The organism is Bifidobacterium simiiventris (genome assembly GCF_019331715.1).
GTDB lineage: Bacteria > Actinomycetota > Actinomycetes > Actinomycetales > Bifidobacteriaceae > Bifidobacterium > Bifidobacterium simiiventris.
This window is the reverse complement of the sequence record NZ_JAHBBG010000013.1, coordinates 23,887-37,724: the sequence shown is the minus strand read 5'-3', so window position 1 is coordinate 37,724 and position 13,838 is coordinate 23,887. Positions and strand designations below refer to the sequence as shown.

13 protein-coding genes and 1 tRNA gene are annotated in these 13,838 nt (G+C 62.7%); 10 read left to right on the top strand and 4 right to left on the bottom strand.

The features are described 5' to 3' along the window. Positions 1-150 precede the first annotated feature (150 nt). Positions 151-363 carry a 50S ribosomal protein L31 gene (gene rpmE, locus KIH76_RS10060; RefSeq protein ID WP_163231790.1) on the bottom strand — a complete coding sequence of 71 codons (213 nt, stop codon included), beginning with the start codon at positions 361-363 and terminating at the stop codon, positions 151-153. A 219-nt stretch (positions 364-582) separates the two neighbouring features. Then, positions 583-656 (bottom strand) — tRNA-Ile (locus KIH76_RS10055). Between the two features lie 343 nt (positions 657-999). Between KIH76_RS10055 and KIH76_RS10050 the strand changes: the two genes are divergently transcribed. The 5 genes from KIH76_RS10050 (at position 1,000) to KIH76_RS10030 (ending at position 7,491) form a co-directional block, all read left to right on the top strand. Then, the gene (locus KIH76_RS10050) at positions 1,000-2,499 is read left to right on the top strand and encodes a xylulokinase (RefSeq protein WP_219070551.1); all 1,500 of its coding nucleotides are present in this window, start codon (positions 1,000-1,002) and stop codon (positions 2,497-2,499) included. A gap of 230 nt (positions 2,500-2,729) precedes the next feature. Further along, positions 2,730-3,512 carry a response regulator transcription factor gene (locus KIH76_RS10045; protein WP_219070549.1) on the top strand — a complete coding sequence of 261 codons (783 nt, stop codon included), beginning with the start codon at positions 2,730-2,732 and terminating at the stop codon, positions 3,510-3,512. A 206-nt stretch (positions 3,513-3,718) separates the two neighbouring features. Then, positions 3,719-5,227, top strand: a complete 1,509-nt coding sequence (locus KIH76_RS10040) for a sensor histidine kinase (RefSeq protein ID WP_219070547.1) — start codon at positions 3,719-3,721, stop codon at positions 5,225-5,227. 152 nt (positions 5,228-5,379) lie between these two features. Further along, positions 5,380-6,357 carry a hypothetical protein gene (locus KIH76_RS10035; RefSeq protein ID WP_214373177.1) on the top strand — a complete coding sequence of 326 codons (978 nt, stop codon included), beginning with the start codon at positions 5,380-5,382 and terminating at the stop codon, positions 6,355-6,357. 63 nt (positions 6,358-6,420) lie between these two features. Next, the gene (locus KIH76_RS10030) at positions 6,421-7,491 is read left to right on the top strand and encodes a hypothetical protein (RefSeq protein ID WP_214373176.1); all 1,071 of its coding nucleotides are present in this window, start codon (positions 6,421-6,423) and stop codon (positions 7,489-7,491) included. 105 nt (positions 7,492-7,596) lie between these two features. On the opposite strand, the gene KIH76_RS11710 is transcribed toward KIH76_RS10030, so the two are convergent. Further along, entirely contained in the window at positions 7,597-7,725 is a 129-nt protein-coding gene (locus KIH76_RS11710) for a hypothetical protein (protein WP_274608037.1), read from the bottom strand. A 285-nt stretch (positions 7,726-8,010) separates the two neighbouring features. Further along, the gene (gene xylA / locus KIH76_RS10025; protein WP_214373175.1) at positions 8,011-9,357 is read right to left on the bottom strand and encodes a xylose isomerase; all 1,347 of its coding nucleotides are present in this window, start codon (positions 9,355-9,357) and stop codon (positions 8,011-8,013) included. A gap of 283 nt (positions 9,358-9,640) precedes the next feature. On the opposite strand from xylA, the gene KIH76_RS10020 reads away from it, so the two are divergent. The 5 genes from KIH76_RS10020 (at position 9,641) to KIH76_RS10000 (ending at position 13,748) form a co-directional block, all read left to right on the top strand. After that, positions 9,641-10,657 carry an aggregation-promoting factor C-terminal-like domain-containing protein gene (locus KIH76_RS10020; RefSeq protein ID WP_214373174.1) on the top strand — a complete coding sequence of 339 codons (1,017 nt, stop codon included), beginning with the start codon at positions 9,641-9,643 and terminating at the stop codon, positions 10,655-10,657. A gap of 240 nt (positions 10,658-10,897) precedes the next feature. Beyond that, positions 10,898-11,320: a hypothetical protein gene (locus KIH76_RS10015; RefSeq protein ID WP_219070545.1), complete on the top strand. Its 423-nt coding sequence runs from the start codon at positions 10,898-10,900 to the stop codon at positions 11,318-11,320. After that, positions 11,310-11,510: a helix-turn-helix transcriptional regulator gene (locus KIH76_RS10010; RefSeq protein WP_214373172.1), complete on the top strand. Its 201-nt coding sequence runs from the start codon at positions 11,310-11,312 to the stop codon at positions 11,508-11,510. Before KIH76_RS10015 ends, KIH76_RS10010 begins: the two co-directional genes overlap by 11 nt. A gap of 428 nt (positions 11,511-11,938) precedes the next feature. Beyond that, positions 11,939-12,451, top strand: a complete 513-nt coding sequence (locus KIH76_RS10005) for a hypothetical protein (RefSeq protein ID WP_214373171.1) — start codon at positions 11,939-11,941, stop codon at positions 12,449-12,451. Between the two features lie 178 nt (positions 12,452-12,629). Next, a complete protein-coding gene (locus KIH76_RS10000) occupies positions 12,630-13,748 on the top strand; it encodes an alpha/beta hydrolase (protein ID WP_214373170.1) in 1,119 nt (372 codons plus the stop codon). Positions 13,749-13,838: the final 90 nt, after the last annotated feature.

The following is a 13,838-nucleotide window of genomic DNA, read 5'->3' as shown; positions in this document are numbered from 1 at the left end:
GCGACCTGCAATACCGTACACAACAAGCTGGCGTATGTACGGTTTTGCCGACGATGTCAGCGAAACCGTACATACGGATATACAAAAACGCCAGTCCGCGATCAGGTCGCCGAAGCGACGCCATGACCGCACGGACTGGCGTTGATGAAGCTAGTTGGCCTTCTTGCCGTAGCGACGCTCGAAGCGAGCGACGCGGCCACCGGTGTCCATGATCTTCTGCTTGCCGGTGTAGAACGGGTGGCAGTTCGAGCAGACGTCGACCGTCATGTGGTCGCCCTTGTAGGTGGAACGGGTGACGAAGGTGTTGCCGCACGAGCACAGGACTTCGACGGCATGATAATCGGGATGGATACCCTGCTTCATGGTGTGTCTCCTAAGGATTCGGGGGACCCGGGTCGTCGCGCCCCTATGGCCGACGTGAACCGGAACCTATGGGAGTATACGCGCACGCATCGACTTTGGGACGCACATAGACAACCGGCCACGACGAAACGCTGCCATGATACGCCATCGCACACGGCAGGCCGAAGCCCGGCACATGCGAAAGCCCTTGGAACGCTGTGTTTCCAAGGGCTTTGCCGGTGGGGCCGCTCGGGCTTGAACCGAGGACCGGGCGATTATGAGTCGCATGCTCTAACCGACTGAGCTACGGCCCCACGATGGCCGGCGACTCGCGCAAGCCAACCTGACCAGTGTAGCAGAACGCCCGACCGCGCGACGCCGTCCCGCCTCCCGCACAGACCGATCGCCCTCCCTCTTCCGTATCCCCGCAACGCTCACGCATCGCCATGCATTCCGCATGACACCGCACCACCGCTGTCGCATGGGACCACCTCGCATGACATCCGCCCCCACATCGCAACGCACCACGCCGCTCGGCACGGTATCGTGATACACTGACCATGATAGTTTAATGATCTAACTTACTGGCTGTGCATGGCACCGAGCGCCACTCGCGACAGTCCGGCAAGCATGATTCGCGCAATGCAAGGAGGCACAATGACTCAGATTCTGGTGGCGGGCGTCGATACGTCCACGCAGTCGACCAAGGTGCGCGTCACCGACGCGGCGACCGGCGAACTGGTGCGTTTCGGTCAGGCGAAGCACCCCGACGGCACGAGCTGCGACCCGAACGCGTGGTGGGACGCGTTCCTCGAGGCGTCGGCACAGGCCGGCGGCCTTGATGACGTCGCCGCGCTGGCGGTCGGCGGCCAGCAGCACGGCATGGTGCTGCTCGACCAGCAGGGCCGCGTGGTGCGCGACGCGCTGCTGTGGAACGACACCCGTTCCGCGCCGAACGCCGAGCAGCTGATCGCCGAACTGGGTGCCGCTGCCAAGGCCCCGGACGGTTCCGAGGATGAGCTGAGCGACGATCCGGTCATGCGCGGCCGCCAGCGCTGGGTCAAGGCGGTCGGCTCGTCGCTGGTCGCGTCGCTAACGATCACGAAGATCGCGTGGGTCGCGGCGAACGAGCCGGAAAACGCGGCTCGCGTGGCCGCGGTCTGTCTGCCGCACGACTGGCTGAGCTGGCGCATCGCCGGCCACGGACCGGTCGCGGACGGCGAGAGTGCCGATCTGGGCGCACTGTTCACCGACCGTTCGGATGCGTCGGGCACCGGCTATTTCGATTCGGCGGCGAACGAATACCGTATGGATCTGGTCAAGATGGCGTTCGGCCGCGACGACGTGGCGCTGCCGCGCGTGCTCGGACCGACCGAGACGGGCGCGGTGGCCGATCCCGCGATCGCCGGCAAGAACGTGCCTGGCGGCTGCATCATCGCACCGGGCGGCGGTGACAACGCGATGGCGTCGCTGGGCCTGAGCATGGGTGTGGGCGACGTGTCGATCAGTCTCGGCACATCGGGCGTGGCCGCGGCCATCTCCCCCGCGCCGGCCTACGACATGACCGCATCGGTGACCGGCTTCGCGGACTGCACCGGCCACTGGCTGCCGCTGGCATGCACGATCAACGGCTCGCGTATCTCCGATGCGGGCCGCGCGGCGCTGGGCGTGAGCTATGACGAGCTGGCCGATCTGGCCGCGCAGTCGGTGCCGGGCGCCGAGGGCATCACCTTGATCCCGTATTTCGACGGCGAGCGCACGCCGAACCGCCCGGACGCGACGGCCACGCTGCACGGCATGACGTTGAAGAACACGACGAAGGCGAATATCGCCCGCGCGTTCGTGGAAGCGCTGCTGTGCTCGCAACGTGACTGCCTCGAGCTGGTCAAGGGCCTTGGCGTGGATGTCAAGCGTATTCTGCTCATCGGCGGCGGTGCGAAGTCGGCTGCGGTGCGCGCGTATGCGCCGTCGATTCTCGGCATGGACGTGCTGTTGCCGAAGACCGACGAGTATGTGGCGATCGGCGCGGCGCGTCAGGCCGCGTGGGTGCTGGGTGGCGGGGCCGAGCCGCCGGCATGGGAGCTGACCATCGAGGACACGCTCACCGGCGAGCCGACCCCTGAGGTCTACGCCCAGTACGCGAAGTACCGCGGCTGATCCCCGCGTCCCCGCTCTTGGAAACGCCATACATCGGTCTTCCGCTGGCGGCGTTTCCAAGAGCTGTTTCATAGCACAGTGGCGGAAATGTTTCGATACCGGCCTGCCGATCGAGATATTTTCGCCACACGCGATGGCTCCGAGCCTGAATGTCATGTGCGACGCCACAGGAATTGGGCATGTCGCCGGCACCCGGCCTACACTCGAAGATGAGTGAGACAGGGGGCATCATGGCGGATCCGGAACATCAGACCAACCGTGAAACATCGCGTGAAACCATTCGCGTCGCGATCGTGGACAACGATCCCTATGCCCTGTTCGGTCTTGCCGCCCAAGTCAAAGCATGCGGCCCGAGATTCGAGGTCGTCTGGCAGAGCGAACTAGGCGCGGTCGCGTTCCAAAAGGCTCTTGATCCGCGCACGACGCCCGATGTCATGCTGGTCGACATGTCACTCACCGACATGCAGGGTCCTGATCTATGCGCGCAGATCCGTCTCCGTTCGCGTTCGATCGGCTTGGTCGGCATCACATCGCGGCCGCTCGAGCAGTATTGTGATCCGATGATCGAGGCCGGTGCCCAAGGACTTGTCGGCAAGCGCATCAGTCCGCAGTCGCTTGCACAGGTATTGATCCAAGCAGCCGCCGGCCAACCAGTCATCCCTGAAGAACGCTGTCCGGAAGCGGCCACATCCCGCACATTCCAATCTGTCGCGGAATCCTTCGCCCGCGTCAACGCCGGGCGCACGCGTGGTACCACGTTGTCCGAGCATGAACGCGAGGCGCTCACCTTGTATGCCAGCGGGCTGAAAACCGCACAGGTCGCCGCACACATGTCCATCACCGTGTCCAGCGTGCAGACACTGGTCAATCGCGCCAAAACCAAGCTCGGCGCGGCAAGCCTACCGCAGGCCATCCGCATCTGCACCGAACGCCAACTGCTGGCCGGGCCGCGCAACGAGTCCCCGTCTCCGAACGGATTGCGCGAGTCAAGCCCGGAAACGAGTTCCCGATGACCAGCTCCCCGTCAGACACGTCCCGCGACAGCACGTCCCAACGCACATCGACAAACGACGCGGCCGACACCGCACCACGAACAGCAGACTCCGGCCCGGTTTCACCATCGTGTCACCGACCAGACAGCCATCATTCGCTTATCAATAACGCGCATCGCGGCGAGGAGTCAGGCACGTCGGCGCCGCCGCCCGGAACGCTCGGCTCCGTGGAAGAACCGGCATCCGACGTACCGCGACCGGCTGTATCCCACCGGCCGGCCGCACGGTTCGCCGCACAATGCGCGGAACGATTCGCCGCCCGCCGCTGGGTTGGCGCGTTCGGCGCGTTGTTTGCCGCGTATCTGATGTTGGGATCGTTGATCGTCGCGTTTGTCAGTTACGTCGATCATCCCGGCTGGCTGACGGTCACGACCATGATCGCGGCGGCCGGGTGCCTGCTGCTGCCCGGTTTGCCGACGCTCGGAGCCGGCTTGGTCACCGTGTTGTGGTCAGTCGGCCCACTGGTGCAGACGGCTGTCGGATCGGATCAGTACATGCCGCCGAACCTGGAGTATGCGGCGCTGTTCGCGGCCACGGTCGCCGCATATTACGGCACGCGACGGTATCTGCCGTTGCTTGCCGTTGCGTTTGGCACGTATATATACGGTATGGTCAGCGCGATCGGGGCATCGGAGGTGCCGTTCGACACGCTGAATACGGTTGCGGAAGCGGCGGTCCGGTTTGCGCTGGCGACGGTCGCCGGGTACGCGTTGCGCGAACAGTGGCGTACACAGGCCACAAAAGCCGCGTTGGAACGCAGTCGGATGATGCTGGAACGTCACCGTGCGCAGCAAACGTTGGCGACAGGAATCCATGACGGGATTTCGAACAAGCTGGCGTTTCTGCTGATGACGTTGGACCGTCATATCGATGCCAACGAGCCGGTCAGTGGCAAGGAGTTGCGGCGGATGCGCGACTGTGCGGATGAGGCGTACGCGAGCAGCCACAATCTGATCCGCATGCTGAGCAGCGATAGTACCGGTACGAACGGGACCGACAACGTTGGCGACACATTCGCAGCATCGCAAACCACAGACACACCAAAAAGCCCGACATCATCAACCCAAACGGCAAGTACCGCAAACGTGATCAGTGCGACACGCGACACGCATGAGGACACCAGACCGACCATATTCAGCTATACGACACGCGAGGATGCGATCACATCGCCGGACAGTACCGGATACCGGTGGATCAATACAATCGCCGACTCGCTGCGGCGATACGACGAGCAGCTGTCGGAGGCCGGATTCGACGGGGCCGGGCTGCCGCCCACGCCGGCGAGCGCCCCTCCGGCGATCAGCCGCGCGGTGCTGGACGCGACGCTGGAATTGATCGGCGAACTGTATGCGAACGTGGTCAAATACGCCGATTCTGCACGACCATATATTGTGGCGGTCAACGCGACGGCCGATCACATCGTCGTCACCTGTGCCGATACCGCGGCAGATCAGTCGACCAGCGACGGCAATGACAGTGATGCAAACGCCGGTGAGCACGCCACGGCCGCGGTACGTGACATGCTCAGCAACACACGGCATCGCGAGTCCGGCACCGGCACCGGACTCGCTCGCCGCCGCGCGCAGATCGAGCGGCTGGGAGGCACGTTGACTGTCACCGCGGACGGTAACGCCTGGCATTGCGAGGCGATCATTCCCTATATGACCGCGCAATAAAAACACACAAGCATCTTCCGCCGCCCCTTGTCGTGAATCGCACGACGCGAGATTGGGGAATCAACCACGTTGCCGCACACTGGGATCATCCGGCGATACCGCCGGGCCGAAGCGCACGCTTCGCCACATCACACCCCGGTAAGGAGGGCATCATGGGCACCATATATTCCCGCACGCCGGGCAGCGGCACATCAAGCACCGGCACACCAAGCAGCGCATCGTCGCGCACTCGCGCGTCTCGCATGATCGTCGCGGTCGTCGCACTGGTCATCATCGCACTAGCCGCCGGCATCGCATACGGTGTCAGCCGAGCGCACCGGCTGCAGTACACGATTCTGGTGCTCGGCGACGAATCGGCGGTCTCACGGGCACAGCGGCTGCGCGAGGGACTGGTATCCGCCGCCGACCTGTCCGACGATCAGATCACGGTGGACGATCTGTCCGATGAAGTATCCCTGCACGACACAGACGGCGCGACGACCCTGTCGAACGCCGATCGGCAGCACATCGTCGATCTCATGCTCAAGCTGCGTCAGCAGGGCGGCGGCGCACTGATCGCGCCGGCGTCGTTGTTTGATTCGACCACCGATCAGCAGACCTGTTCCAATGATCTATCCGGCTATGTTGTTACGAACGAACAGTCCACGCTCGACACGGCCACACTGCCGCTGAGCCGGTCGTTCGCCGCGACTCTGCCGGATGACGCCTGGTATTACACCACGTGCAGCGACGGCGAACCTGCCGACGATGCGGCAACGAACGACAATCTGGCACGGCGCTGCGAATACGACGCGGAACGCGGTTCGACGATCTGCGCGACGGAACGCGGAGCCACGGAATACCGTCCGGCAGCGAGCGTGATCCCGCCGGGCGACGACGTGCGCGCAATCTGCGAGGACACCGGCTCGTGCGTCTGGGAGCAGGACGGCATGCTGCAACGGTATGCGGTCAAGCCGCAGGGCCTGGATCTGCGCAAGTCCGCGATATGGGCGTCGTTCGGCGGCACGAACACCGCAAGCGACGCTGGCACCACCAGTTCCGCGTACGTGGTCACACTGTTCCCCGACGAATCACTGAACAACAGCTCCCGTACGCTCAATGACGCGTTCGTCCGCTATCTCGAGTTCTGATCTCAAGCCCTGATCTCACGTCACATCTCATATGACGAACACACTGCAAGGAGGTTGATTACGATGTCCGACGTTATTCTTGGCCCTACGAACCCGAATCATGAGGTCGCCGGCGCGCTGGCCGAGCCGGGCGTATATGAGATCATGTTCGATCCGCGCAATCGCAGGCCGCGGTCGAAACGCCAACGGTTGCTGATCGTTGCGGCGTTCGTGCTGGTCGCGTTGCTGATGGTCGCATCGTTGGCGCGGCTTACCGTGGCGACACCGCCGAAGCTGCGCATCACGCTGGTGGACGCCGGTCAGTACGGCAGCGCCATGACCGATCTTGCAAAGGATTTCACCGCCGCGGCCAAGTTGCGCGAGCGTGACGTGACGGTGACGACGCTGGACGGCACCGACAAGGACCGTCTGCACGAATCGTTGCGCAGACTGCGCCGCGACAACACCGCCGATCTGGTGATCGCGCCGGTTGCCACGTTCGATCGGCTGGCCGGCGACGACTATGTCGAACGGTTCGATGAGAACGATGTCAGCGCACTAATCGCCGCGCAATCGCCGAGCGGCGACACCTCCGGCGCAAACAGCCAGGCCCAGACAGGCGACGAAGTCACGCAGCCGGCAACCGTACTGCGCAAGACGTGGTACGAACTACCGATCGACGGCACGACCGGCCACGCGCCCGGAGTGGGCACTCTGCAGTGGACTTGTACGCAGCAAGCGGCAAACGGCGATGCGAATCGGTTCACGAGCACGACCTGCACGGCGGATGTCAGCGGATACACGGACGGCAACGGCAATGCTCTCGGCACCGAACGGCGAACGTATGCACCAGCATCGGTTGTTGCGATTCCCAACGATGCCGATGTGACGGCCACCGCACCGGACGGGTCAAAGACATGGACACAGACCGGTCCGATGACTATCCGCCAGACCGCCGTGTACGGGCTGCGCATGGACACGTCCGACCGCTGGACCGCGATGCTGCGCCGCACCGGAACGGCGGCGAACGGACGCACCGACTACGTGATGGGCATGGTCAGCACCGATCAGATACAGAGCGGAACCGATGCCGGCGGCCCGATCTACCGGTTCATCGGCTATCTCAAGTTCAGCGAATCCGCGGACTCCGACTGAACACATATACCAAAGCGCGTTGGGGGACGATCTTCCATCATCGGAAGACCGTCCCCCAACGCGCTTCTACAGCAAGTAAAAAAGGAAGACAACGCCCCGCGGCGCTCAGAGCTGGCCGTCGCGGCGCAGACGCGCACGCATCGCGATGCCGAGCAGGGAGAGGCTGAAGGCGGTAATCGCAGCGATGATCATGGTCTTGTCCTTTCTCGTGGATTCTGGACGATTACGAGACACGATAGTCCGCGGATGTTGCAAGACATCGTACGCAATCTCACGATGATGTTACGGAACCGTCCGAGAGGAGCAATGTCGGCGCTCATTGGCACCGGGATACCGGACGGCGAAGATGTGGTGGTTCCGGACGACGCTGTCCGGAAACGGTCAGGTATGTACGGATAGACGATCGCGGCCGAGCCGAGGAAGGAGCGGCCCGACCGCGGAACAATCGGGACGTCACCGGAACCAGACGGAACCGGCGGCGTCCCGATCAGTCATGCATCAGCGGATGCCGAGCGAGGATCAGGCCTCGGACAGCGCGTCGACGATGTAGTTGTTGATGGTCGCCTTGACGGACTCGAGGTGATCGGACTTGGTCGCGGCGATGAGCTCGGACTGCGGCTTGTCGATCGCGTACTCCTCGAGGGAAGCCAGGGTGGCGGTGCCGTTCTCGATGGTCGCGCCGATGCCGGAGTCGTAGGAGCTGTAACGCTCGGCCATGAGATCCTGGATGAAGCCGTCGCGGTTCATCTTGTCGGCGACCAGCAGGCCGGCCGCGTAGGTGTCCATGCCGGCGATGTGGGAGCGGAACAGGTCCTCCTCGTAGAAGGAGGTACGGCGCGGCTTGGCGTCGAAGTTCAGGCCACCGTGAGGTCCGATGGAGCCGGCCTGCAGGACTTCCCACATGACAGCGACAGTCTCGTACAGGTCGGTCGGGAACTCGTCCATATCCCAGCCGATGAGCTTGTCGCCCTGGTTGGCGTCGAGCGAGCCGAGGAAGCCGTTCTCGCGGGCGACGCGGATCTCGTGCTGGTAGGTGTGGCCGGCCAGGTTGGCGTGGTTGCCCTCGAGGTTGAGCTTGAAGACGTCGGTCAGGTCGTGGCTGCGCAGGAACTCGATGGCGGTGGCCGCATCGAAGTCGTACTGGTGCAGCGTCGGCTCCTTCGGCTTCGGCTCGATCAGGAACTGGGCGTCGAAGCCGATCTCCTTGGCGTAGTCGGCGCACATGTGGAAGAACTTGGCGATGTGGTCGGTCTCGCGCTTCATCTCGGTGTTCCACAGGTTCTCATAGCCTTCACGGCCGCCCCAGAACACGTAGTTCTCGGCGCCGAGGCGCTTGCCGATCTCGAGGCTCTTCTTGAGCTGGCCGCCGGCGTAGGCGTAGATATCGGCGAACGGGGAGGTGGCGGCGCCGGACACGAAGCGCGGGTTGGTGAACAGGGAGGAGGTGTTCCACAGCAGCTTGACGCCGGTGGCCTTCATGTTCTCCTCGATCTTGTCGACGACCTTGTCGAGGTTGGCGTTGGTCTCACGCAGGGTGTCGCCTTCCGGGGCGATGTCGCGGTCGTGGAAGCAGAAGTACTCGACGCCGAGCTTGGTGAACAGCTCGAAGGCGTAGTCGACCTTGGCGAGCGCCTGATCCATCGGATCGGTGTACTTGTAGTACGGACGGTGGGCGGTGCCGGTGCCGAACGGATCGACGAGCTCCTGGTTGAAGGTGTGCCACCAGGCGACGCCGAAGCGCAGCCAGTCCTTCATCTTCTTGCCGGCGACAACCTTGTCGGCATCGTAGTAGTGGAACGCGAGGCCCTCCTGCGGTCCCTTTTCGCGGCCGACGTACTCGATCTTGTCGATATCCCACAGACCCATGACGATCTCCTTAATAACTTCATTGTTCGGTTTCGCCAGCCGGACCGTACCGACCGCGCAACCGCTTGACGAGTATTAATTTAAATCATCGAACTATCTTTGTCAAATCAATGAACTTTCTGCGTGTCGCATGTGGACCGTTTTGACGAAACCGTTGCAAACTCAAGGAAAACCGTCACATCGTTCTCCGACGTCACATTGACGGTCTACACTAGGGCACAGTTTTGCCGTTCACCGCCGAAAGGCGAACGGCAACGTATTATCCGAACGTCAAGGAGCAATATTGGCCAATCACAGCAAGCACACGCCTACTCTGAAGTCCCTGAGCAAGCGCCAATGGGCGAAGCTGGGGGCCATTGTGGCGGCCGTGGGCATGTTGGCCGGCGCCGGCGTCGTTTCCCGCAATTTCTATGTGGCGGAGCATCACAGCACTGCATCGCAGCAGGTGACCTCCTACTCCGCGACCGATCCGAACGCACTTGAGGTCTCCCGCGGCCAGTCCCGTACCGCGCTCCGTGGCGCCGACGCCGACACCACGTATGTCACCGTGAAGGTCAACGGCCAGTCCCGCACCGTGCTCGGCACCGATTTCACCGATGTCAAGTCCGTCCTCGACGCGGGCGACATCACGCTCGAGCCGAACGACAAAGTCTCCCCCGCGCTGACCGACCCCGTGAGCGAATCCACGGTGATCACGATCGAGCGCGCCGGCACCCAGGTCGAAACGAAGGACGAGCCGATCGCGTTCAACGAAGTGCGCAAGGAAACCGCTGACCTGCCGAAGGGCACCGAGAAGGTGGAGACGGAAGGCCAGGAAGGCGTGATGGAGACCACGAGCCTGGTCACGCGTTCCGGAGACCAGATCATCTCCTCCAACGTGTTCACCTCGTATGTCAAGAAGGCCCCGGTCGACAAGGTGATCCTCGTCGGTACCGCGGAAAAGACTGAGACGTCCAACTCGACGGCGACCTCGAGCGACATCGGCACGACCACGCCGGTCGGTGACATGCAGCAGTGGGCGCATGACTATCTGCTGGCCAACGGCTATTCCGAGGCTGATTTCACCGCCACCGCCTACATCATCAACCACGAGTCCGGCTGGCGCGTCAACGCGACGAACGGCAGCTCGGGCGCGTACGGCCTCGCGCAGGCGCTGCCGGGCAGCAAGATGGCCTCCGCGGGCGCCGACTGGGCAACCAACTACCAGACGCAGCTCAAGTGGTTCTGGGGCTACTGCACCAGCCGATACGGTTCCATTCAGGGCGCGTACGCGTTCTGGACCGCGAACCACTGGTACTGATCCGGCATCACACCAACATCACGAGGGCGTCTTTCCGCATGACGGGGAGACGCCCTCGTCGTCTGTCCACCGTCCGCTCGCCCCATCCCATGCCCACGCCGCCCCCGCAACCGCGCCGCTCGTTCGCCGCCCTGCCCCCGGCACCCCGGCACAATGCCCGCATATGGGTTCAATCGCACGGCGCAACCCCCTATTTCGTGCTAGGTTAGGAAATCACGCATTCATCCGACGGAGGTCGACATGACGTTCAATCGATACATCGCGTTCCGCATGATCACCGAGCTCATCGGCGCCATCGCATGCCTGACGCAGGTCTACCGCAACGACAACCTCAACGGCATCATCATCACCGGCGTGATCGCGCTGGTGTGGATCATCGGCGAGATCTGGACCGTGATGATCTTCAACCGCGACAACCCGCGCACGGATGAGCTCAGCGACATACACCAATACTCCGCCTACCGGTTCGCGCTGCTGACACTGGTGATCGTGCTGACGATTATCGGGTTTGCGGGCATGCTGTACACGCTGATCACGCGCATACCGATCGAGGTCGGGCCGATGGTGCTGCCGACGCTGGCCATGCTGGCGCTGGCCGTGGCCGACGCGCGCTATCTGTGGCTCGAACACGACGGGAACATTGGCGGTGACGATGAAGACTAATCTCAAGTTGCGCCGCATGGAACGCGGCATGAAGCAGTCCGAGCTGGCCGACATGGTGAACGTGCGCCGAGAGACGATCGGACGGCTGGAACAGGGACAGTACTGCCCGTCGCTGCGTCTGGCGATGGACATCGCGAAGATCTTCGACACCACGGTGGAGGATCTGTTCAGCTTCGACGACGAAGAGTAGGACGCGGCGGGTCTGATGCGCGCAGAGGCGAGACAGGCCCGCCTATCATATTCGTCATGTATCCGTGCGACCGTTCGGCATGAGCGGTCGCACAATCATGTGCGATGAATCGCACATCGTGCGGCAATGATGTCACATATTGTGCGGTTCGGGCGTGTCGCGCCGAAAAAATCGCGATTTTACGTGGTGTTCATTGAGAAACGGCTTCATCCTGCCGATTCGGTCGATATTGACATTTTGTCGACGTGTGACATCGACATCACGTGATGTGACGGGGTTCGCACATGATGTGATCTCGATGTCACTTACCCCCGAAGTGGGGTCTTGCGAAGATCGACGGGGGGAGTATAGTGCTTTTCAGACATCAGGAAAAGACATAAGTCCGGACTTGATGTCTGGACTGCAAACTGATTTGTGGAGGTTTTATTATGAAGAAGAAGATCGTGGCGCTCCTCGCCGCTATCGCCGCTGTGTTTGGTTTCGGCTTCGCTTCCAACGCCGCTCTGGCTGACGAGTACGGCCTGACTGGCTCCATCTCCGGCAACACCGTCACCCTGTCCGCTCCGGCTGGCACTTTCGCCCCGAACGAGACTCTGGAGATCACCGTGGATGACACCTACGTCTCCAACGTTACTTTCGCTGCGAACAAGACTTACACCGGCAAGGCTCACGCTGATGGTTCTGCTACCATCACCCTGACCCTGACTGACGCTGCTCTGGCCAAGGGCTACACTGCCACCTACACCGTCAAGGGCAAGGACTCCGGCAAGACCTACACCGCTTCTGTGACCGCTCCGGCCGCCAAGCAGCCTGTTGCCACCACCGAGACCCCGAAGACCGCTGACACCGGCGCTGCCGTTGCTCCGTACGCGGTTGCCGTTGCTCTGCTCGCTGCCGCTGGCGTGGCCGTCTTCGCTGTGCGCAAGACCAACGCTCGCTGAATTCATTCAGCTTAGGCTGATCTGAATTTCTCAAAGCCCCGGGATTCGTCCCGGGGCTTTTTTGTATCTTCAGCGGTCTTTCTCCTTCGCCATCTCAGACAAGCGACTACCGTCCTGTCATTCCTTCGAATCTCCCCCTATCATAGGAACCGATTCATTCCCGACACAGGAGACGACAATGGCGGTCATCACCAATCAATCCAGCAATGAAGCCGAACCAGAGACTTACGTTCCATCCGAACCGGTCTTTGATCCACAGCTCGCCGAGCGGTTCGCTTACTGGACCGAGATCGACGGCGATCTTGCCGACCTGTCCGCCGAACAAGCGCAACGTTTCCGCATGAACCGCTATCAGACCGCCCTGTTCGATCTGCCACGATCTGAATACTGGCACGATCCCGACAGCGTGGATGCGATCACTGACATCGCGTATCTGCCGGACGGCGGCACCGACCGTGCGGCCGGTCAGTGCCGCGGCCACCTGCTCGACATCTACCTGCCGCACGAGGCCACGGTGCGCGGCGGACACGCCACGCCCGTCTACATCGACATCCACGGCGGCGGGTTCACCTACGGGTACAAGGAGCTCAACCGCAACTTCAACACGCATCTGGCCTCACGCGGGTTCGCGGTGGTCTCGCTCAACTATCGCCCCGCCCCGCAGACCGATCTCAAGGGGCAGCTGGCCGATGTGCAGGCCGCGCTGCGCTGGCTGCGCACCCATCTGATCGAATATCCGGTCAATCCGGACGCGGTGTTTCTCACCGGCGATTCGGCTGGCGGCGCACTCGCCTTGCTGACGCTCGCCATCGAAAACAGTGCCGGTGCGGCGCATGCGTTCGGCATCGAACAGGCATCCGGTCTGCGGTTCTCGGGTGGCGCCCTGATATGCGGCGTGTATTCGCTGGCATCCCCCGCAGCAGCCGAGCGTACCGGCGGCATGTCCCGACTCGACTACGACCCGTCCAAACGATTCACGCTCGAGCAGATGCTTGGCGAGGAGTTCTTCGCTGGACTTGACTCCGCTGATCCGACGTATTTGACGGCTGAAGGCATCGTGAGCAGCGTCGATCTGCCGCCGCTGTTTATCCTCACGTCCAGCGACGATTTCCTCGAGGCAGACGCGCTGGCGCTGGCGACCGCAATGTCACGCAAGGGCGCCGATTTCGAACTGTCCGACCGCAAGGTCGGCCGTCATGAAACGCTCGGCCACGTCTACCCCATCGGCATGACCTGGCTCGACGAAAGCCAGCAAGCCCTCGACGCCATCGCCCGCTTCTCCTTCGACCGCTGCTGACACCGGGCCAAGTTAAGACCGATCATGCGTAATGCGGCCGGCCGGCTCCGTCATCACACGGCATCCCGCCGCACAGCCGGCCGCATCATA

Bases quoted from the DNA above. Each gene is read 5' to 3' on its own strand.
- KIH76_RS10010 (WP_214373172.1), top strand. From the start codon at position 11,310: ATGAAGACTAATCTCAAGTTGCGCCGCATGGAACGCGGCATGAAGCAG.
- KIH76_RS10000 (WP_214373170.1), top strand. From the start codon at position 12,630: ATGGCGGTCATCACCAATCAATCCAGCAATGAAGCCGAACCAGAGACT.
- xylA (WP_214373175.1), bottom strand. From the start codon at position 9,357: ATGGGTCTGTGGGATATCGACAAGATCGAGTACGTCGGCCGCGAAAAG.
- KIH76_RS10045 (WP_219070549.1), top strand. From the start codon at position 2,730: ATGGCGGATCCGGAACATCAGACCAACCGTGAAACATCGCGTGAAACC.
- rpmE (WP_163231790.1), bottom strand. From the start codon at position 363: ATGAAGCAGGGTATCCATCCCGATTATCATGCCGTCGAAGTCCTGTGC.
- KIH76_RS10015 (WP_219070545.1), top strand. From the start codon at position 10,898: ATGACGTTCAATCGATACATCGCGTTCCGCATGATCACCGAGCTCATC.
- KIH76_RS10035 (WP_214373177.1), top strand. From the start codon at position 5,380: ATGGGCACCATATATTCCCGCACGCCGGGCAGCGGCACATCAAGCACC.
- KIH76_RS10005 (WP_214373171.1), top strand. From the start codon at position 11,939: ATGAAGAAGAAGATCGTGGCGCTCCTCGCCGCTATCGCCGCTGTGTTT.
- KIH76_RS10030 (WP_214373176.1), top strand. From the start codon at position 6,421: ATGTCCGACGTTATTCTTGGCCCTACGAACCCGAATCATGAGGTCGCC.
- KIH76_RS10050 (WP_219070551.1), top strand. From the start codon at position 1,000: ATGACTCAGATTCTGGTGGCGGGCGTCGATACGTCCACGCAGTCGACC.